This window comes from Cutibacterium sp. KBN10P07758 (assembly GCF_050286205.1).
Lineage (GTDB): Bacteria > Actinomycetota > Actinomycetes > Propionibacteriales > Propionibacteriaceae > Cutibacterium > Cutibacterium acnes.
Genome location: NZ_JBNNQV010000001.1, coordinates 707,823 through 727,667 on the forward strand (window position 1 = coordinate 707,823; position 19,845 = coordinate 727,667).

21 protein-coding genes are annotated in these 19,845 nt (G+C 61.4%); 14 read left to right on the forward strand and 7 right to left on the reverse strand.

Annotation, left to right across the window (positions count from 1 at the left end):
- Nucleotides 1-114: 114 nt before the first annotated feature.
- A complete protein-coding gene (locus ACOYO3_RS03495) occupies nucleotides 115-1,035 on the reverse strand; it encodes an LCP family protein (protein ID WP_002524866.1) in 921 nt (306 codons plus the stop codon).
- Between the two features lie 32 nt (nucleotides 1,036-1,067).
- On the opposite strand from ACOYO3_RS03495, the gene ACOYO3_RS03500 reads away from it, so the two are divergent.
- Both ACOYO3_RS03500 and ACOYO3_RS03505 read left to right on the forward strand, forming a co-directional pair.
- A complete protein-coding gene (locus ACOYO3_RS03500) occupies nucleotides 1,068-1,400 on the forward strand; it encodes a hypothetical protein (RefSeq protein ID WP_002524865.1) in 333 nt (110 codons plus the stop codon).
- Between the two features lie 103 nt (nucleotides 1,401-1,503).
- Nucleotides 1,504-2,526: a glycosyltransferase family 2 protein gene (locus ACOYO3_RS03505; protein WP_002522153.1), complete on the forward strand. Its 1,023-nt coding sequence runs from the start codon at nucleotides 1,504-1,506 to the stop codon at nucleotides 2,524-2,526.
- 2 nt (nucleotides 2,527-2,528) lie between these two features.
- On the opposite strand, the gene ACOYO3_RS03510 is transcribed toward ACOYO3_RS03505, so the two are convergent.
- A complete protein-coding gene (locus ACOYO3_RS03510) occupies nucleotides 2,529-3,260 on the reverse strand; it encodes a TIGR03089 family protein (protein ID WP_312845775.1) in 732 nt (243 codons plus the stop codon).
- A gap of 67 nt (nucleotides 3,261-3,327) precedes the next feature.
- On the opposite strand from ACOYO3_RS03510, the gene ACOYO3_RS03515 reads away from it, so the two are divergent.
- The 5 genes from ACOYO3_RS03515 (at nucleotide 3,328) to ACOYO3_RS03535 (ending at nucleotide 10,507) form a co-directional block, all read left to right on the forward strand.
- On the forward strand, nucleotides 3,328-4,404 hold the full coding sequence (locus tag ACOYO3_RS03515) for a mannose-1-phosphate guanylyltransferase (protein ID WP_002524863.1): 1,077 nt from the start codon (nucleotides 3,328-3,330) through the stop codon (nucleotides 4,402-4,404).
- The gene (locus tag ACOYO3_RS03520) at nucleotides 4,401-5,096 is read left to right on the forward strand and encodes a hypothetical protein (RefSeq protein ID WP_002514694.1); all 696 of its coding nucleotides are present in this window, start codon (nucleotides 4,401-4,403) and stop codon (nucleotides 5,094-5,096) included. Before ACOYO3_RS03515 ends, ACOYO3_RS03520 begins: the two co-directional genes overlap by 4 nt.
- 176 nt (nucleotides 5,097-5,272) lie before the next feature.
- Nucleotides 5,273-5,530 (forward strand): WhiB family transcriptional regulator, encoded by a 258-nt coding sequence (locus ACOYO3_RS03525; RefSeq protein WP_002514693.1) that lies wholly within the window; start codon nucleotides 5,273-5,275, stop codon nucleotides 5,528-5,530.
- A gap of 148 nt (nucleotides 5,531-5,678) precedes the next feature.
- Complete coding sequence (locus tag ACOYO3_RS03530) at nucleotides 5,679-9,008, forward strand: glycosyltransferase family 2 protein (protein ID WP_002524862.1); 3,330 nt, start codon at nucleotides 5,679-5,681, stop codon at nucleotides 9,006-9,008.
- Nucleotides 9,005-10,507, forward strand: a complete 1,503-nt coding sequence (locus ACOYO3_RS03535; protein ID WP_002524861.1) for a DUF5719 family protein — start codon at nucleotides 9,005-9,007, stop codon at nucleotides 10,505-10,507. The genes ACOYO3_RS03530 and ACOYO3_RS03535 overlap by 4 nt, the downstream gene beginning before the upstream one ends.
- A gap of 5 nt (nucleotides 10,508-10,512) precedes the next feature.
- Here ACOYO3_RS03535 and ACOYO3_RS03540 read toward each other — a convergent pair whose 3' ends face one another.
- A complete protein-coding gene (locus ACOYO3_RS03540; protein ID WP_002517640.1) occupies nucleotides 10,513-10,932 on the reverse strand; it encodes a metallopeptidase family protein in 420 nt (139 codons plus the stop codon).
- A gap of 123 nt (nucleotides 10,933-11,055) precedes the next feature.
- Between ACOYO3_RS03540 and ACOYO3_RS03545 the strand changes: the two genes are divergently transcribed.
- Genes ACOYO3_RS03545 through aroQ form a run of 5 tightly spaced genes read left to right on the forward strand, consistent with a single transcriptional unit; the run spans nucleotide 11,056 to nucleotide 14,199 of the window.
- The gene (locus tag ACOYO3_RS03545; protein ID WP_009640107.1) at nucleotides 11,056-11,439 is read left to right on the forward strand and encodes a DUF3499 domain-containing protein; all 384 of its coding nucleotides are present in this window, start codon (nucleotides 11,056-11,058) and stop codon (nucleotides 11,437-11,439) included.
- Nucleotides 11,440-11,448: 9 nt separating this feature from the next.
- Nucleotides 11,449-11,727, forward strand: a complete 279-nt coding sequence (locus tag ACOYO3_RS03550; RefSeq protein WP_002514688.1) for a Trm112 family protein — start codon at nucleotides 11,449-11,451, stop codon at nucleotides 11,725-11,727.
- A complete protein-coding gene (locus ACOYO3_RS03555) occupies nucleotides 11,724-12,743 on the forward strand; it encodes an SIS domain-containing protein (RefSeq protein ID WP_002514687.1) in 1,020 nt (339 codons plus the stop codon). The genes ACOYO3_RS03550 and ACOYO3_RS03555 overlap by 4 nt, the downstream gene beginning before the upstream one ends.
- Nucleotides 12,740-13,771, forward strand: a complete 1,032-nt coding sequence (locus ACOYO3_RS03560; RefSeq protein ID WP_002514686.1) for a cation diffusion facilitator family transporter — start codon at nucleotides 12,740-12,742, stop codon at nucleotides 13,769-13,771. Before ACOYO3_RS03555 ends, ACOYO3_RS03560 begins: the two co-directional genes overlap by 4 nt.
- The gene (gene aroQ, locus ACOYO3_RS03565; protein WP_002514685.1) at nucleotides 13,768-14,199 is read left to right on the forward strand and encodes a type II 3-dehydroquinate dehydratase; all 432 of its coding nucleotides are present in this window, start codon (nucleotides 13,768-13,770) and stop codon (nucleotides 14,197-14,199) included. Before ACOYO3_RS03560 ends, aroQ begins: the two co-directional genes overlap by 4 nt.
- A gap of 24 nt (nucleotides 14,200-14,223) precedes the next feature.
- Here the strand turns inward: aroQ and ACOYO3_RS03570 are convergent, their stop codons facing one another.
- Both ACOYO3_RS03570 and ACOYO3_RS03575 read right to left on the reverse strand, forming a co-directional pair.
- Nucleotides 14,224-14,466, reverse strand: a complete 243-nt coding sequence (locus ACOYO3_RS03570) for a DUF3039 domain-containing protein (protein ID WP_002522157.1) — start codon at nucleotides 14,464-14,466, stop codon at nucleotides 14,224-14,226.
- A 147-nt stretch (nucleotides 14,467-14,613) separates the two neighbouring features.
- A complete protein-coding gene (locus tag ACOYO3_RS03575) occupies nucleotides 14,614-14,799 on the reverse strand; it encodes a hypothetical protein (protein WP_002525672.1) in 186 nt (61 codons plus the stop codon).
- Between the two features lie 28 nt (nucleotides 14,800-14,827).
- Between ACOYO3_RS03575 and ACOYO3_RS03580 the strand changes: the two genes are divergently transcribed.
- Nucleotides 14,828-15,649, forward strand: coding sequence for an RDD family protein (locus ACOYO3_RS03580; protein WP_009640122.1), 822 nt, complete (start codon nucleotides 14,828-14,830; stop codon nucleotides 15,647-15,649).
- Nucleotides 15,650-15,739: 90 nt separating this feature from the next.
- Nucleotides 15,740-17,848, forward strand: coding sequence for a 4-alpha-glucanotransferase (gene malQ, locus ACOYO3_RS03585; RefSeq protein WP_002524860.1), 2,109 nt, complete (start codon nucleotides 15,740-15,742; stop codon nucleotides 17,846-17,848).
- 104 nt (nucleotides 17,849-17,952) lie between these two features.
- Here the strand turns inward: malQ and ACOYO3_RS03590 are convergent, their stop codons facing one another.
- Entirely contained in the window at nucleotides 17,953-18,228 is a 276-nt protein-coding gene (locus tag ACOYO3_RS03590) for an HU family DNA-binding protein (RefSeq protein WP_002514681.1), read from the reverse strand.
- Nucleotides 18,229-18,420: 192 nt separating this feature from the next.
- Entirely contained in the window at nucleotides 18,421-19,761 is a 1,341-nt protein-coding gene (locus ACOYO3_RS03595) for a nicotinate phosphoribosyltransferase (RefSeq protein ID WP_002517652.1), read from the reverse strand.
- Between the last annotated feature and the right edge of the window lie 84 nt (nucleotides 19,762-19,845).

The following is a 19,845-nucleotide window of genomic DNA, read 5'->3' on the forward strand; positions in this document are numbered from 1 at the left end:
CTCGGGCTAGCCATCAGGGTGGCCTCACGTGGCGTATGACGACGATCCGATCGCCTTGGGGCGCGGCGAGGCTGCTGTGAGCTGTCCAACCGGAGGGTTACGCAGAGGTGGGAATCAGGATAGTTCGGTTACCTTTGAGGTGTCGCCGCTGCGCAGGTCGTCCCACAATTGGGCGGCCTTGTTGTCGTTCCACAACACCGACGATCCGGCTGAGGTGTAGGCCGAGGCGGTCGAGACGGGGACGGTCATCTTGATTCCGTCGTTTCCGGAGACCTTCATAAGCCCTCGGGCCGTCTTGAAGGCCGTCAAGATTGAGGTGTCGGTGCCGAGCTTTACCGCTTTCGACGCGGCCATATTCACTTTCCAATAGCGTACCGGGTTGATGAAGGTCCACGGGCTAAGGGTCTTCTTGGCCACCTGGGCGGCCACCTGCTGCTGCCTTTTGACGCGGCCTAGGTCTCCTTCCGCGTCGGCCTTACGCATCCGCACGTACCCGAGGGCCTGGACCCCATCGAGGTTCTGGGGGCCGGCAGGAAGGTTCGTGTGAGAGTCCTTGTCGACCATTGGCTTGTTGAGGGTTACATGAACCCCGCCGACCGCGTCGACCATTTGGACGAACCCACCGAATCCAATCTCGACGTAACCGTTGATGCGCAGGTTAGTGGCCTTTTCAATTGTCTGAACGAGCAACTTCGCTCCGCCCATCGAGTAGGCAGCATTGAGCTTGTTGTGATGATGCCCGGGAATGCGCAGGAACGTATCTCGCGGCAGGGAGATGAGGACATCCTTGCCTTCTGGTGGCATGTAGAGCAGCAGCATGGTGTCGGTGCGCAGACCGGCTTCGGTGCCGGTGCCCAATTGCTTCTGTTGCCTGGGCGTGAGATTCTGCCGCTCATCGGTGCCGACCAGCAGTACGAGGGTGCCCGGGTGATCTGCGCCTCGTGGTCCGTCTGGAGTGGCGTCCACCGTTCCAGTATGGCCTAGGGCATATGACGGCACCGCGACGAGCCACACCACCCATGCCAACAACAGCACTATGACGACCTTGAAGGGATGCCGACGTCGACGTGCGCGTGGCGCTGGGTGACTCGCGGCCTGCCGCCGCTGTCGGGCCTGACGCGGTGGGCGTCGTTGGCCATCGGATCCGTACAGCTCAGCAGGAGGACGCCGAGAGGGTCGCGGTTGTGGGGATTGCTGGGAGGAGGAGCGACGTGCACCTTGACGGGGCTGGGGGCGCCGGTCTGTCCGTGGACGACCCGTCCTATCGGACGTGCCGCGCGGCGGGTTCACTGGATCGATACGAGTGGCGTCGTTTTCGTCAACCCCGTATAGCCAGTCCAGGTCAGACTGACGAGATTGCTCGTCGCGGGGCCTGCGCCCAGTGCCTCGATAAGACATGAACTCCACCGTAGTCGCAAGTCCATTCAGATCCGCGGGCTTGATCGGGCGAGTCCTGTGTGCCGAAGGATTAAAAGGCTATTCAGACCTGGCACAATAGCCTGCATGTCGTCATACCTCGCGCCTCCGGTCAGTGTTGTCATACCGGTCAGGAACGAGGAGAGATATCTCGAGGAGTCGGTTGCCGGAGTCCTTAATCAGGGCTACCCGGGTCCGATGGAAATCATCCTCGCTATCGCCCCGAGCACTGATCGCACGGCTGAGATAGCTCAGGATCTGGCTGTTCGAGACGATCGCATTCGGGTGATTGACAACCCCGACGGGACCACTCCCAAGGCCCTGAACCTTGGTGTGGCCGTATCCCAGTACGACATCATCGTGCGCGTCGACGCTCACGGTGAGCTGGGCCCGGAATACATCGCAACCGCCGTCGAATTGTTGGAGCGTACTGGCGCGGCCAATGTCGGTGGGATTATGGACGCGAAGGGACGTACTCCCTTCGAGCAGGCTGTGGCGGTGGCTTATACCTCCAAGTTGGGTTTGGGTAACAGCGCTTTCCATCAGGGCGATGCGCCAGAGGGCCCGGCTGAAACGGTCTTTCTTGGCGTTTTCCGCAAGGCTGATCTCGAAGCCGTCGGTGGTTTCTGCCCGGAGTTTGACCGGGCTCAGGACTGGGAGCTTAACTACCGATTGCGTCAGTCTGGACGAGAGGTGTGGTTCAGCCCCAATCTTCGAGTGACGTACCGGCCTCGCTCTACCGTCAAGGCCTTGGCGAAGCAGTTTTTCCGTACTGGCCAGTGGCGTCGCGAGGTCATGCGCCGCCATCGCGATTCGGTGAGTCTGCGATATGTGGCTGCCCCTATCGCGGTCACGGGGATTACGGCGGGAACTATCCTCGGTCTCATCGGGGTCGTTCATGCTGCTAAGGGCACATCGCTGAAGCGCTGGCCGCTTATCGGCTGGGCGGCGCCGCTGGGCTATGCCAGCATCATCGGGGTTGGGTCGGCCGCCATGAAACGTGACTTGGATCCCGGGGTTCGAGCCCGTCTGCCTCTCGTCTTGGCGATTATGCACATGAGCTGGGGAGCTGGATTTCTCGTCGGTTTAGGTGATCGCGCAAACGACTGATCTCATACGTCGACGGCACCCTCCTGGGCTGCGATGGTGGCCAGGTCATCGGTGGACTCGACGAGGACTAACGACCCGCCACCCAGGAGGCAACTAGTAAGGGTGGTGGCTACGAGTTCGCTGCCACCGAGACGAATCCGATCGGGAGAGAGCAAAACTGGTTGGTTTAGCGGCACTAGGCTGAAAAGTTGTTCTCCGGTCCATTCCTGGCGCCCTGTGAGCCACACAGCATTGGTGGCGGCAGGCCGTGCTGCAACAAGGTCGTCAGGGGCGGCAAGAACATCGGCATTATCAATGGCCCCTGGTACCAGGGTCTCGCACGCAGTAGCAAGGGGCGCAAGACTGCACTGGATGAGGACATCGGGGGAGTTGACGGGGGCGACGTCCGGGCCAATGACTTCTAGTGCTGCTTCCTCTTGCCCAGTCAGATCGACTCGTAGTCCAGCCCACCACGAGGCCAGCAACCACACGCAACTTGTCCAATGGCCGGGACGCACACCGCATACTGAAAGACGGGAGACACCACCGGGCTCGACTCCCTCGCTATCGAGCAGGTAAACCGACTTCGTAACCCACGTCAACAAGGTGCGTGCTGACAGCTCACCGCGGTCGGCGCCGTGGTACCACGTCAGTAGGGGCAATGCTCCTGCGTTCTGACTGCGCTGGCATAGGGCAGTCAGGGGGTCAGAGCTTCGGGTTGGAGTTGGCCGAGTAAGGGAAACCATGGCACCCATTGTGAAGGATAAGACGCTGTGGTGCGTCTAACGCGGTTGCGTTGTCGCGGCCGGATACTCTGTAGACATGCAGCACATCCTCATCCTGGCCGGAGGATCCGGTACTCGCCTGTGGCCGTTGTCTCACCAGGGAGAGCCCAAGCAATTATTGGAACTTATTGACGGGGTCAGTTTGCTTCGGATGGCCTACGAACGAGTCGCTGGGCTGGTGCCCGACGCCAACATTTTGGTGTGCACGGGTTCGTCGTATGCCGATACCGTCGCCAAGCTGTTGCCAGAAGTTCCCGCCGAGAATATTCTGGGCGAGCCGGTGGGGCGTGACTCCCTCAGCGCCGTGGCATGGCCGGCGGGAATTATCGCCGACCGCGACCCCGATGGCGTCATGGCTGTCGTCACAGCTGACCACATTATTCGTCCTGTCGATGATTTTCGGGCCGCCCTCCAGCACGGTTTTGATCTCGCCAATACTGACCCCACCGCTTTAGTGACTTTCGGTGTTGTCCCCACCGAGCCCAATACCGGATTCGGATACCTGCATCGGGGTGGCCGGCTAAGGCCTGGTTCGCGTGCTCACCAGGTACTGGAATTCGTTGAGAAGCCCAGCGCTGAGGTGGCTCGTCAGTATCTGGATTCCGGTGAGTACTGGTGGAATTCCGGCATGTTTGTGTGGCGGGCTGCGACCCTATTGGACTGCTTATCTCAACTCAAGCCCCAGACCCGTCATCACGTCGACGAGTTGGTCGCGGATCCGTCCCGACTAGCTGAGGTTTACCCGTGCATGGAGAAAGTCTCGGTCGACATCGCGGTCATGGAACCGGCATCTCACGGCGGATGTGGTGTTCATGTTGCAGCTATTCCGTTGGAGATCCAGTGGTACGACGTCGGCTCTTACGAGGCGTTGGCTCCCCACTTACCTAGTGATGGGATGGGCAACAACGTGAGCGGTTTGACGGTATCGGTTGACTCAGCCGGAAACTTGTTGATCAATGACCGTCCTGACGCTGTCTTAGCCGTCGCAGGCTTGCATGACATGGCCGTCGTGAGCACTGATCGCGCCACCCTGGTGGTGCCGATGTCTCAATCGCAGCAGGTTAAGGCTGTGGTGGCCGAGGTTGCTGCCCGGGCGGGAGCGCGATACGCGTGAGCAACGCCCGAGAAATTCGTGAGCCACTTGCGTGGACAGTCATCGTTGTCAGCGTTGGTTTCCTTGTCGCTTTTGTTGTGCGTGTGGTCAAGATGCTAACTCACGATCGCAGTGGGCTCTTCGGTATGGCTCGCAGCCTGTCTGGAAGCTCGCTGGGAATTGGCATGATTTTGTTGCTGCTGGCGGCAGTTTTGGTGTGCCGGTTTATCCATCCGGCGACGCCGCATGCTGAATTGCTTGGCAAGGTATCTGCCTGTGTTGTTGCCGTCGCAGCGGGATGTGACCTCGTTCTCGCCCTATTGTCACCAATTCACGGCCCCGGCGGGGCCTTTGGGGCTGCCTTGGGACTATTTGGTGATCTTTTGGCGATCGCCATTAAAGCCCTCGCTGCTTGGGTCTTATTGGTGTTGACGCGGCCCGAGGCAGCTTCAGTCCAGGACAATGAGGACCCCGCAGAACCTGAGGCCGTCCAGGATGGGTCTGCTGACCGCTCCGTCGTCGCCGATGAAGCCGAGGGCCCGGCTCACGGCGATGAAGTTAGTTGGCCAGCCGGGGTCGGCGCAGTGTGGACTAGGGCCGGGGATGCTGCGAGTGGCGCGGGGGCATCATCGTGGGATCAGAATGATGCAGGCGGCGGCTGGACGACGGAGGCGTCGGGCCCTTCACGCGACGAGCCGGACGGCCAGGCGTAGTCATGGAGCTTGTCTGAGTGCGGTCTGTGCTGAGGCCACGAATCGACCACGTTTGCTGGCGCGACACGCCGGTTATTGCGGGTTTTCCGCGCGACAAAGTCGCGCAGTGAATCTCACGCGTGTAGTTTGTGTATCGGCGCGGAACTCGCCGCGTCTGATCTCGAGGAGCTTCCCCCATGGACGAGATTTTAACCTTGCTTGCCGGAGGCGGTGACGACGAGCCAGAGTGGCATGACAAGGCATTATGTGCCCAGACTGATCCGGAGGCATTCTTCCCTGAAAAGGGTGGATCCACCCGTGAGGCCAAGCGCATCTGTGAGTCCTGTGAGGTCCGCCAGGAGTGCTTGGAGTACGCCCTTGCGAATGACGAGAGGTTCGGAATCTGGGGCGGATTGTCCGAGATGGAGAGGCGTCGGCTGCGCAAGCGGGCGTGACCTGACGTCGGAGCGCGGTTATTGACACGGCCCGGTAAAATGCCCTGTCTGCCCGGGATGGCTGTCTGCACGATGCGGCATATGCGATGATCGCAGACGTGGTGTGCATCCCGTGCTCCATGACGTCGACGAACAGGTGGCCTGCTAGGTGAGTGACGAGAAGTACTCTGCGGAGACCGGACCCGGCGAGAGTCACCAGTGTGACCGCAGTGATGCTCCCCGCACTGCGGAGGGGTTGACCGACTGGACTATCCTTGTCATCCCGTCGACGCGCATTGATCCGGAGGATTGGGCGTGGGCACACGAGCAACGCAAACCGGTAGACCCCGACATCACAGTCGACCAGGTCGCAGCGATTCTCCTCGTTCACCAGGCGGCCGGCTGGTTGCCGCGAGCCCTCAACGCATTGCGGCGTAGTGGAGAGCGCGCGGCAGTGCAGATTGCCGTCGACCTCGGCTCTACGGATGGTTCTTCCGACTTGCTCGTGGCTGCTGTGGACGAAGGATTGTTGGACGAGTGCGTGACGGCTAGCGCGGACACCACCCCTGGTGAGGGCATTAACCTAGCGATCGATCGACTTTCTGACGGTGTCACCCATATCTGGATCCTGCACGACGACGTTGAGGTGCGTCGTGACTCATTGACGTGCATGCTGCGGGAGGCTTCGCGCAAGCCTCACCCTGACGTCTTGTATCCCACATTGCTTAAACCGGCCCGGCATAACTACCCGGAGTTTATTGATGAGCAAGGACAGAGCGTCAGTACCGGCGGTGCTCGTGTTCTGCCGGTCGTCGATCGCGGAGATATTGACCAGAAGCAGGCTGATCCGGGTCCGATCTTGGGTGGCTCGACGGCTGGCATGTTCGTTCGGGTGGACGTGTGGCGGCGCCTGGGTGGTTTCGACCCGGCGCTTCCCCTTTTCCGTGACGGCGTGGATTTTGGCTGGCGTGCCAATGAAGCGGGCATGGTGGTTCGCACTGCGCCGAGTTGTACTATTCATCACCGTCAGGCGGGCCGAGGGTGGCAGCGAGAGTCGCATTTGGCTCCCCGCCCGGATGTCACCGACCGTCTCGCGGGGATGCGAATGGTTGCAGCCCGGACCGGTCATCCCACCCGCACGAGTCTGGCTCTCCTGGTGGCTAGCGTGTGGCGTTTTCTCGTCCTTATGGTGGGTAAGGCCCCCTCGCGTGCGGTCGACGAGTGGCGGTCCGGCCTGCAGTTGTGGCGGTCACGCTCGGTTACCCGCGAGATGACGCAGCGCCTGCAGGACTTCCATGCGCAGTGCGATCCTGACGACCTTGAGAACACCAACCGTCTCCTACCCAGCCGACGCAGTGTCTGGGTTCGGGCAGTTGACCGTTACGCCGGGGATCTGTCTGATCGGATCCACCCGTGGCGCAATGAGGATGGAACGACGATCGACGATCTCACTGGCGACGACTTCACCGTCCGCGACCACCGTTCTGTCGTCAATCCGTACACCGTCATGGTCAGCCTTATGGTGGTAATCGGGATCGTTGCCTGCCGTGGTCTCTACGGCTCTGGTAGAGCGACGTCGACCTGGCTCGCGCCGGCGCCATGTGGTCTGGCTGGAGCGTGGCATCGCTGGTTGACCGCTGTTCCTGGATTGTCTGGAGGGAACGCCCCCTGGTTGGCGTGGCCAGCTTTCGGCTCGGTGTTGACAATTGGGGAGCCGGAAGTTCTGGTCCGTATCCTGCTCGTCGTAACCCCGCTGCTCACGGCGATGTCGGCACATCGATTGTTCCGCCGGGTGGTTGGCCTTGGCACGACGACGGTGCTGCTCGCGAGCTTCTGGGGCATGCTTCCTGTCCTCACCGGCGGCCTAGCCCGAGGCTCGGTGACAGCATTGGCGTTGGGGGTGATTCTCCCCCACATGGCCCTGCATACGTGGCGGTTGGTCAATCCCGAGACTGTTGACGTCGTTGAGCTGCGCGGTGCTGATACTGGCAGTCACCAGGTGGGGGGCGTTTCCTCGGCAGGCGGCCTGGCTCTGTGGTCAGCCCTAGCTATCAGCCTTGTTCCTGCATTGTGGGTATACCCGGTCGCGGTGGCCGTCGGCATCCTCATGACCCGACCTCGACGTCTGCTGCTCGGCAGCATAGTTGTATTAGGGCCGCTACTGGTCATTTCGCCGTGGATTCCTCGGCTGATAACCGAGCCTGGGCGCATGGCGACCGGGGCTGAGCCTGTGCTTAGTCCGGCTGTAGAGACGCGTGCCGGGCTATGGCTGCTAGTAGGCCGCGCGATTGTCCCCGGTACTGCTCCTACCGTGTTTACCGTGATCGCGATGGCTCCGTTGTGGATTGCTGCGCTGTGGGCGGTCTGGCGTCTAGTCATCGATCGCTCGGCATCCATCGGATCCCTGACCGGTCATCCCCGCGGTCGAGTGCTGGCCCTCACCATCGTCTATCTGGTGTGCCTTGTCCTCACGGGTGTGGCGTCGCGCACCTTGGTCACCGTCTGGAATGTGCAGGTGCATCCGGCTATCGAACCGTGGCAGTTGGTAGGCGCCGGGGTGCTCCTCATACTTGTGGCAGCTGCCCGCCAGCCGGCCATGTTGCAGCGTGCCGAAGCGGATCATCTTCCCGCCGACGAATCCCCGACCCTTGGCCAGCTGCTTGTTGGCATCGGTAACCGATGGTTGCCGTGGGTGTTGACGATATCTGTGGCCGCCAGTGGCGTCTGGTGGCTGGTGGGGGGCGCTCGCGGCCCGATGTCCACCACTGCTGCCACGCGCCCGGCCTATGTCACAGCAGTCGAGGATTCGGCTCGTCACACCCGTACTCTTATGGTGAATGTGCATAGCGGCAGCGCCCACTGGAACCTCGTCGACTCCAATAATCCGAGCTGGGGCAGCGGTGAGCGTCCGACTATTTCTTCGGACAGCCGCATTGCTGACTCGGCTGCTGATCTTGCCCGTGCGGTGGCGACCGGAGCTGTCCCAGACGACCTGGCTGATCGTCTGTCTGACCTGGGAATCGGTCATCTCTGGCTTCGTGGTGCAGGGGCCGATGTCGTGTCCCAGGTGGGTAATGCCTCAGGTTTGGCTGCCGCGAATACGGATCCCACGACGACGGTCTGGACCGTCGATGGGCATCCTTCACGGGCCTTGCTTAGTAGTCGTGGCAGCGGCCAAGTTCCTGTCGCCGGGAAGGTAACCGAATCAGGAACCGTGACAATACTCGAGCCCCGTGATCATCGGTGGAGGGTCGAGGTAGGGGGCACGCGGCTGAGTCCGGCGGTGCGGCACGGAATCGGAGAGTCGTACCAGGTTGGCTCGGCCCGTGGTGATCTGACCTGGTCGATGCCGACCCAGAGGTGGGCCGGTGCCATCGAGCTGGTTGCCCTTCTCATCTTGTTGGTGGTTGCTGGGCCTCAGGCTGCTCAGCGCAACCGCATCGCCGCCCCCCGCCGATCCCTGTCGCGTAAGCCACGCCGTCGTCAGGAGGAGTCATGAGCGATCGTCCCCGTCGCGCCCTCGCGGATGACGAGGAGCCCGAGGAGATTCCTGAGGTTCGATTCGTGGAGGAGGGCGCGATCCCAGCGCGTCGCGCGGCCGGTTCTGAAAATGTCAGCGACCAGCCGACGCCTCATGCTGCCCGCGCTATGGCTCAGGTGCCGGCATCCGGCGAAGATAGCTGCGATGAGCTGACGGAACCCGATAAGAAGGCCGGACGCTACTGGAAGGGGCCGGTGTGGGCAGTGACCTTGGCCATCGTGGCGATCGCAATGTCGTTGGCCACTTCAGTGATTCCGCCTATGCAGCGTTCTGCCGCTAAGGTTCAGCCCATCTCTTCAGGACGTACCCTGGTGTGCCCTCCTTCCCAGGGGAAGGCCAGCCTCGCTGCCGGGTCCTCGGGTGGAAGCCTACAAGTCGGCATTTCGGTCGAGAAGCTGTCTGAAGCGTCGGTTCCTGTAATGACCAACGTGGATACTTCAGCAGGTTATATCCGGTCTACGGCCGGGCAGCGTCGGCCCTCTGGCTCGGCTCTATCTTCAGAAGGTGGCATGACGACGTGGGTGCCGTGTATTGGCGCAGCCACGGGAGGAGCGGTCAGTGTCACGAACCCTTCCACTTCGGACCTTGTGGTGGTCAACTCGGACATCCGGGCAGCCACCGTCGACGTCACTATGTTGGGGCCGAAGGGAGAAATTGTTACCGCCGGGATGCGAGGGATTCGTGTTTCTCCGGGACAGACCAAGGTGTTGCCGATGTCGGTGTGGGATAACGGCGCCACCCCGGTGACCGCTCTTGTTAACGCCCGAGAGGGACGAGTCGTCGTTGGTGCTCGTATGTGGGCAGGTCAGGGCCACGATACGAGCGCGATGACTCAGGCAGCCAAGACGCTGTTTTTGCCAGCTGTCCCTGCCAAGGTGTCGACTGCAACCCTTATCATTTCGAATCCCGGCACGAGACGGTTGAGTGTGTCGGTGACAGCGCTGGCTGGGCGTGGCCCCTTCACCCCTGACGGTGCCGACGAGATCGATATTGACCCCCGATCCACTATCCAAGTAGACCTGTCTAAGGCTTTAGCAGGGGAAGGTGTCGGGCTACGTTTATCCGCTGATGATCCGGTTATTGCTCGGTTATTCGTTCAGGGTAAGCCTGGCACCACCGATAATGCCTTGGTCAGTCCGGGAGGGTCGAGCAAGGTCCTGGAGCAAACTGTAGGGACAGCGGGGACCCTTGAACTATCGAACCCGGGTCGGGAGGCCGTCACCTTTTCAGGCGAACTGACAGGCACTCACGGGGAGAAGACGGCGATCGAGGGCACGGTTCCGGCTGGGTCCACCTGGTCGGGGAAGGTTCCAGCAGCTGGCCACTTGCACATTGTGGGGTCGGCTCCGCTCATTGGTGGGGTCATATCTGCCAGCGGTTTGGCCGTTCTTCCCTTGGAGGCTGTGGCGGCCATGACGAACGGTCGCAGTGTTGACGTTGATCCTCAGCTGCGCTGACGGCCTCAATCGTCGATGCTGGGATCGATTGTCTCTACTGGGGTGCCAGTCAGCGCTGAGAGCTGTTCGACGAGAGTGCGATGAACGAGGATGGCTAATCCGCGCCTACTGGCCGTCCTTAACTCGAGGGGTCGTCGATAGATGACAATTTTGGCGGGGGAGTGCTCGCTACCGTCGACGGCAGAGGACAGCGGTACCCGCCCCTCCGTCCAGTCTGGCATGGTCGGGACATCCTCAGCCCCGACGACAACGTTGTCAAGGATCCCCGGGCACGACATGTGTACTTGCTGAACGGCCTGCGTCAGACAGGCCGTGAAAAACTCGGCGTGGGTGGGATCAACGCGGTCGATGCGTCCGCCGTAGGAGCGAGGCAAGACGACGGGCCCGCGCTGGCCACGACTATGACGGTTGCGACGCTTGGACATGCCGCCACTGTATTGCGGTTGGGCACGTAGTGCGACGAAGAGCGGGTGTGTGGTGTACCGGGGCACCGATGGTCTCTGCGGTGTCCGCGTGGCAACTGTGTGACTATCAGTGTGTGGCGTACCGTGCCCTGGGTGAGAGAGTGCATTCGCCCCGGATGTTCCCGACCAGCGGTCGCGACGCTGACCTACGTCTATGCCGAGCGCACTGCAGTTGTCGGGCCTTTGGGGCCTAGCCATGAACCCGGTGCCTACGACATGTGTGCCGAACACGCCGAAGCGCTCTCGGCGCCGGTGGGGTGGGAAGTCATCCGCTTGCCCGGTATCGACAATCCAGCCCCAGACCCACCAGCCGATGATCTGATGGCGCTGGCGGCAGCGGTGCGGGAGGTGGGAATGCTCGAGGACGAGGTGCTGCCTGAGCCGGACCCCGCTTCGGTGCACGTTTTAGGTCGGCGTGGCCATCTATCCGTCATCACGGACGCCAGCCGTGACGTCACAGGCCACTAGTATGACGGTATGCCTGATTTACCGCTGGCCCCTGAGGCACTCGACCTCTCTCCGGCATTCCTTGAAGTGGCAGCTTGCCCGGCGTGCCATTCCCGGTTTGCCCTGGATTTCGACAGTGGGGAATTGGTGTGTTCCTCTCCGTCGTGTGGGCTAGCCTTTCTCGTGCGCGACGGCGTTCCCGACCTTCGCCTTGACGCGGCGCGTAAGCGAGAAACTGGTCAGGGGGTCACTGCCGAGGACACCGAAGCTTTTGAGCCCACTCATCGTCATGAGATGAGGCCGCAGTGACTTTCGACGATTCGCGTCTCGACGCGCCTCTTGACGCACTCGCCGAGCGGGTGCTGCGTCAGTTGGCTAGCACGGGAGCGCGCATTCGTCGTGACTCTGCGGATCTCGGCGAGGTACGTCGAACGGTCGGTGAGTGGGGACAGCCCCGGGGGGTACTCGTTGTCGGCCCCGAGGCTCGTTTAGTGCGGTCTGTCCTTGAGCCGATATGTCCCGTCCCGCTAGTCGCGTGGCCTTTCCTGCGGCTGCCAGCGTGGGTTGGCCCCCTTGATCTTGTCGTCGCCCTCGATAGCGATGGACGGTGTGCGGCCCAGGTAGCTGAGGCCCGACGTCGAGGTAGTGCCATCATCTTGGCGTCCAGTGGCGAGACCGAGGCTTGGCAAGCTGCCGGTAGCCACGGCACTGCCCGTATTCAGATGGCCTCCGAGGATGCTATGTCGGCCGCTGTCGCGGCTCTGTCGGTGCTGAGCGACCTGGGTCTTGGACCAGTTGTCGATCCCGGGCAGGTTGCTCGGGTTGCGGATATGGTTGCCGAGTCGGCTTCGCCCCACCATGACCTCGCCGTCAACGAGGCTAAGGATCTCGCGTGTGCGTTAGCCGATGCAGAGCCCCTCTTGTGGGGTGGTTCTGTCCTTGCGGCGCGGGCATCGCGACGCCTCGCACAATGGATGAGGCGAGCCACGGGTCGTATCGCCTTGTCCGCCGACTCCGCAGCGCTGCGTCCTGTCATTGATTCTGCTCCTAGGAGGGATCCCTTCGCTGATCCTGACCTTGACGGTGAGACGCGTCGCCCTGTCCTTGTCGTCATGGATGACGCCGAGACTGAGCACGCCGCTGCCCGCCGCGACCTTGAGCAGCTGTGCGCCGCCCATGATGTGACGGTGCGCAGCGTCACCTTGCCGCTCGGCATTGATGAGCAGTCCTCGCCGATGAGCCGCTATGTCGCCTTGCTACTCCAGGGAAGTTTCGCCGCTGTCTACGTGGCTCTCGGGCTGGATCGTCTGAAAGAGATGACATGAGCCAAGCGCACGCTGCCCAGCGGCCGAACGGGGCCAAGGAGCCAGCCAACCCGACGCAGGGAGGCCGCAAAGCGATCATCGCAGCTGCCTCCGCCAACCTTGCGATCGCGGTAACGAAGGCCATTGCATGGGCACTTACTGGGGCCTCGTCGATGCTCGCCGAGGCTATCCATTCGGTGGCTGATACCGCCAACCAGGTCGTTCTCATGATGGGTGGCAAGGAGTCCCACAAGGAAGCTGACGAGGACCACCCCTTCGGCTATGAGACGGCGCGGTACTTGTCTGGTTTCATTGTCGCTATCGTCATCTTCACCCTTGGTGGTCTGTTTGCCCTGTATGAGGCCTATCACAAGATCGGCGCGACTCTTGGTGGTCATCCCGATGAGCTCCTCGATTCCCAGTGGTGGTGGGTGCCGCTGGCAGTCGTCATGATTTCTCTTTGCGCAGAGGGAGCTAGTCTGCGTACCGCTCTCAAGGAGAGTAGCCAGGACCGCGAAGGCATGACGATTTTGCAGTACATCCGGAAGGCTAAGGCCCCGGAGCTTCCGGTCGTCATGTTGGAGGACTCTGCTGCCGTTCTTGGTTTGATTTTTGCTTTCTTGGGTGTTGGCCTCACCCTGCTCACCCATAACCCGATTTTCGACGGCATTGGCTCGGCTTGTATCGGTATTTTGCTGGTCGTTGTCGCAGGGGTGCTTTCGCGCGAGATGAAATCTCTGTTGGAGGGGGAATCAGCTGCCCCGGAGTCACGTAAGGCCGTCTATGACGCCTTGATACATTCTGACGGAGTTGACTCGGTAATCTATATGAAGACGGTTCACCTGGGTCCTGAGACGATCTTGTTGGCCGCCAAGATCGCGGTTGATCCGACGGATTCCGCCTTCGAGGTCGCGCGCATTATCGATAACGCCGAGGCGTCGGTCCGCGCCGCTGAGCCGTTGGTTGGTCCGCTATTCCTTGAGCCCGATATCCGTTATGGGGATAAGCGCATTAAAGACGGGGAGGAAAGACCGGAGGATCAGTCATGAGCAAGCAGATTTTGGTTCTCAACGGCCCGAATTTAGGTCGGCTTGGTCGACGGGAGCCACAGATTTATGGGACGACCACCCATGACGATTTAGCGGCCCGGCTGATCGAATACGGTCGCGAACTGGGGCTGGACGTTGAGGTGCGTCAGACCGATTCTGAGGAACGGATGATGGGGTGGATTCATCAGGCCGCTGATGACCGGACCCCGGTCGTCATTAATCCGGCGGCTTGGAGCCACTACAACATCGCTATTGCCGATGCCCTCGTCCAGTTGGTGGCGCCTTGTATTGAGGTCCATATCTCTAACATCGCAGCCCGGGAGGAGTTCCGTCACCACAGTGTGGTGTCGGCGCATGTCACCGGGACGATCGCCGGGCTGGGATTGAAGGGGTATGAGCTGGCGTTGTCCTGGCTGGCCACTGATTGAGGTCTGTGTTCCTCATCGGTGTGTTTACCGGTTCATCGACTCGAAGATCTCCTTGCACTCCGGGCAGACAGGGAATTTCTCGGGGTTGCGGGAGGGTACCCATACCTTGCCGCACAGGGCGACGACGGGGGTCCCGTTGACCATCGCGTCGGTGAGTTTCGCTTTGGGGACATAGTGTGAGAAGCGTTCGGCGTCACCGTCATCGAAGGATGGACGAGTCTTTTCCTCGACCGCGGTGCTGGAACTTGGTGCCACCTGTGTGCTCATGGTCAACCAGTGTACGTGGCCGCCCGCAGTCGTGCGACAGACGGATCTTGGCACGCATACACCGTGTAGTCGCGTCCCTCGTCACGGGATATGTGATTGCTGGCAGGTGCTGTGCCCCGAGCAGTGCAGGCCGGGATGTGCCCGGGCTCACATCTCCTTCGAGAGGCTCCAAAAGTCGCTTTGAGCACGGAATCGACGGCCCTTGCCGACTGGATAGCGACTCGTAATTGGGCCAAACTGGAGGATCAGTGGGCAAGGATGGTGGAACGGTGCTGAGCTCCGACTGGGCTGATAGCGGCACTCGACGACCTTGCCGACGGCGGAAACTGGCATGACCGCTTCCTCGTGGGAGAATGAACTAATGACGAATGCGACTCCACCCCCGATGGGCTGGTACCCCGACCCTGCCGGAAGCGAACAGGAGCGGTATTGGGACGGCGAGCGTTGGACCCGGAATCTGCGCAATCCGCCGGATCCTCAACCGCACCCTGGTGTCGGCCATGTGCCCGAGACGCTCGCTCCGGTGTCGCGGGTTCCGTCATCGCCACGACCTAACGCAGCCGTTTCGCGTCGCGGGAATGCCGATAGGTCACAGAGTCCGGCGCAGAGTCGGTGGGGATCGACTGCTGACGGAGTCCCCCTAGCCGGCTGGTGGTGGCGAGTGTTGTCGACCATCATCGACGCCGTTCTGGTGTGGATCGTCGTCGGACTGACGATGCATGAGACAGTGGCGAGCATCGTCGACGGTTACCAGACGTTCCTCGCCACCTCGATGCGTGCAGTCAACGCTGGGGCTAGCCCCTCTGACGTCGTCACGATGCAATCCCTGATGAAGGCCGGATTCGTCAGCGACCTGTCGAACCTCGTCGGTGCGGTGATCATTTCGCAGGCGATTTACCAATTCATCATGTTGGCAGCTTGTGCGGGTTCGGTCGGTCAGCTGATATGCGGGCTGCGAGTCGTCACCCTGAATAAGGGCAAGGAACATCGTCGTCTGGTGTGGTGGCGTGCTCTGATAAGGGCCACCGTGTGGGCCTGCGTCGAGATCGGTAATCAAGCCATCGTCCTGTTGACACCTTTTAGTTACCTCATGCCATTGTGGCAGCGTTCCCGTCAAACCATTCATGACGCAGTGGCAGGCACTCAGGTGGTTCGCCCGCCCCACCAGTCTGGCGTCGAGTAAATTTCGTCGTTGTAGGGGCGATTCGTCGTCCTGGCACAATCTGCCCGATCCTGACTTTCGCCTCGACGATTGGGGCGCCGAAAGGCCGTCATGTCCTTGACAGATCCCCACCTGACGACCCTGGCCGATCATTTCGGCATCGCTCGTGATTATTACGACTGGAAGGGCCAGTACACCGAGGTCGGGGAGGCGACTGTTATTGCTGTCCTTGACGGTTTGGGAATTGACGCGTCGACTCCGGAACGTGCCGAACGCGCGTGCCACGAGGTGACTAACCGGAAGTGGCGTCGAGTGTTGCCCGGAATCGTGGTCCTACGTGAGGGCCAAGAGGGGCGGGTTGACGTCCACGTTAACGCAGGGGAGTGGGTGGAGGTTCACGTCGTTTGCGAGGACGGGCAACACCGCGAGTGTTGGCAGGTTGATAATTGGAACCCCGATCGCCATGTGGACGATCGTTGGATTGGTGAGGCCACCTTCGGTATCCCTGGCGATCTACCGTTGGGCTACCACACGATCGTCGCGACGACTGCGGACCATCGCGCGACTTCTACGCTTGTTGTCTCCCCGAACTGGCTCGGCCTTCCTCGTTCGATGGGTTCGTCTCGGGTCTGGGGCCATGCCGTGCAGTTGTATTCGACTCGCTCCCGCGCCTCCTGGGGAATGGGCGATTTTTCCGACCTGGCGGACCTGTCCACCTGGGCGGCCACTCAGGGTGCTGACTACGTGCTCGTGAATCCGCTGCATGCCAGCCAGGTTGTTTCCCCTATCGAGCCGTCGCCGTATTTGCCTTGCAGCCGCCTCTTCCTGAACCCGCTGTATGTGCGCCCCGAGATCATCCCGGAGTATGCCGACCTCGACGTCTATGAGCGTTCCCAGGCACGCTTGGCCCGGGCCCAAGCAGCGGCCGATGTTGAGGCGATCGATCGAGATCGTTCCTGGAACGCTAAGCTGCCAGTGCTAGAAGCCGTCCATGCCCTTGGCCTGGAGGGATCGAGGGAATTGTCCTACCAGGCATTCCGCCGGCTGCGCGGTACTCGTCTAGGAGATCTCGCGACGTGGTGTGCATTGACGGAGGTATACGGCAACGATTGGCGCACCTGGCCCGAGGAGTATCAACGCCCCAGCAACCGTGCCGTCTCAGAGTTCGTGCGAGCCCACGAGGAACGCGTCGACTTTTTCATGTGGCTGCAGTGGATTGCTGACCAACAGCTTTCGGCGGCTCAATCTGCCGGACGTGATGCCGGGATGTCGCTGGGACTCATGTGCGATATGGCGGTGGGTGTTTCCGGTGCCGGAGCTGATGCGTGGATGCTCGGGAAGCTCTTTGCTGACGGCGTTTGCGTCGGGTCACCGCCTGATGCTTTTAATCAGGCTGGGCAGGAATGGGGACAGCCTCCGATGCGTCCCGACATCCTCGCCGATCTGGCATATCGGCCTTTCCGCGACATGGTGCGCGCCGCTTTGCGTCACGCTGGTGGTATTCGCATCGACCATATTCTCGGCCTGTTCCGGCTGTGGTGGGTTCCCGTCGGTCTCGGCCCGCGTATGGGTACTTACATACGGTACGACCACGAAGTCATGGTTGGTATTTTGGCGCTGGAGGCGCACCGGGCTGGCGCCCTTGTCGTGGGCGAGGACCTGGGAACGGTAGAGCCGTGGGTGCGCGCCTACCTGCGTGAGCGCGGCATCATGGGCACCTCGGTCCTGTGGTTCGAGAACGGTGAGAATGGCAATCCGCTGCCTCCTGAGCAGTGGCGCGAGTACGCCATGAGTTCGGTCGCTACCCATGATCTACCTCCCACTACTGGGTATCTGGCTGGTGATCACGTTGAGGTGCGTCATGAGCTGGGACTACTCACGGAATCTCTCGAGCACGAGCGCGCTGAGGTGGCTCGTCAGACTGCCACCTGGATCGCCATCCTGCGTGAGCGTGGCGTGTTGGTGGGGGATGACCCCTCCGAAGAGGACATCGTGTTAGCGATGCATCGCATGCTTACCCGCACTCCGTCAAAGGTGCTCAATGCCACCCTGACTGACGCAGTGGGAGATCGTCGCACCCAAAACTTGCCGGGTACCACGAATGAATATCCAAACTGGCGGGTCCCTCTCAGCCATCCGGATGGTTCCCCGATGTGGCTGGAGGAGGTATTTACTGACGAGCGGGCTGCGCGACTGTCTCACGTCATGAACGAGAAGTGACCGTCATGCGTGAGCTGGTGCGAGCGTAATAACGAAAAATTGGGGTCCGGTGCCGTGAAGCACCGGACCCCACATGTTGAGATCCAACAACTCTGAGCGGTCGCTCAGTCAGCGACGGCCTTCTTGAGAGTGCTGGAGGCCGAGATCTTGACGGCCTTGTGAGCCGGGATGGTCATGGACTCGCCGGTGCGAGGGTTGCGGCCATTGCGAGCGGGACGCTCAACGGTTTCAGCGGTGAATAGACCGGGAAGCTGCACCTTCTCACCCTTGGCTAGAGCGGCGGTGATGACGTCGGTAAGAGCCTTAACGGCCTCGTTGGTCTGGGCCTCAGTGAGCGAGGCCTGCTTGGCGACGGTCTTGATGAGCTCGGACTTGGTCATGGGGTCTCCTCAAATGGACTGTGTTCGATTTCGGGCTTGTTGCCGGTTCCCTCATAGTTGACATTAGCGGTTGTCGGTTCTCAGTCAAGCCCAAAACGGCGTCATAAGGGGCTTTTGGACAGATTTCGGGCCCTGAGGTACCTCGCGTGTCGTATTTCTGGCATGCTCTGGGCCGTGCCCCTGGGGTTGTGCTCAGGAGAGGGATGCTCCAAGAACGGTGTCAGCGCCGTCGTTGCCTTGCTTCACCATGACTGTGGGGATGGCCTGGTCGCCACGCGAGATGCGTCGTCCGGAAATTGGCAGTTCAGCGATGGCAGCCTGGTGACGTTTACGCGCCGTCTCCAGCGGTTCACGGCCCACAACTTCCCCGTTGACGATGAGCGGGACGATGAGGTTACGGTCGTCAGCGTCGGCGGCTGGCGGTTGGCCCACCCCGACGACCTCTGCGGTGGCGATCCCACCTGAGCCAATGCGGCGCACCGCATACTTTCGCCCGCCCACAGTGTTTTTGTGGGACGACTTCTTGGCCACCGGCAGCAACTCGGCGTCGGGGCTGTCTGAGGTGGCGCGGGCGACTAGCTTATAGACGAAGGAGCAGGTTGGAGCTCCCGAACCGGTTACCAGGGAGGTTCCGACGCCGAATCCATCGACGGGGGCACCGCGCAGGGCGGCGATTTGCCATTCGTCAAGGTCGCTAGTGACGATGACGCGAGTGTTCGGGGCGCCGAGGTCGTCGAGCAAGTTGCGGACTTGACGAGCGACGATGGACAGGTCGCCGGAGTCGATACGGACCGCGCCGAGGCGTCCCTCGGTGAGGCGGATGGCCGTGCGTACCGCATTGTCAATGTCATAGGTGTCGACGAGAAGGGTTGTCTTTTCACCGTAGGCGGCTAGCTGGGCGCGAAAAGCCTCTTCCTCGGTGTCATGGAGGAGGGTAAAGGCGTGGGCAGCGGTACCAGAGGTGGGGACGCCATAGCGGATCCCGGCGGCTAAGTTAGAGGTCGGTCCGAAGCCGGCGATCCACGCGGCACGGGCGGCAGCGACGGCGGACTCTTCGTGGGTGCGTCGCGAGCCCATTTCGATGATCGAGCGGCCTTCACCCATCATGACCATGCGGGATGCGGCGGAGGCGATAGCTGAGTCGTGGTTGTAGATGCTGAGCAGCGCGGTCTCGAGCACGCAGGCTTCGGCGAAAGTGCCCTCGACGGTGAGCAGCGGGGAACCAGGAAAGTAGAGATCGCCTTCAGCGTAACCGTGGATGGATCCGGTAAATCGGTAGTGTGACAGCCACTCGGCCATGTGCGGGCCGACTACCCCGGTGCGTTCCAGGAAGGAGACGTCCTCGTCGGTGAATCGGAAGTTCTCGACAGCATCAAGGACGCGTCCGGTACCGGCTACGACGCCGTAGCGGCGGCCTTCGGGCAGACGTCGGGGGAATAATTCAAAAACACAGCGGCGGTTGGCAGTCCCTGATGCCATGGCGGCTTCGACCATGGTTAGCTCGTAGTGGTCGGTGAACAGTGCGGTCGACATGGGTCACAGTCTAAGAGGGGGTGCGCTCTAGAGGATGTTTGCGTCGGTGAAGTTTGAGTGTCTCACCTGGGTGACAGAATGAGC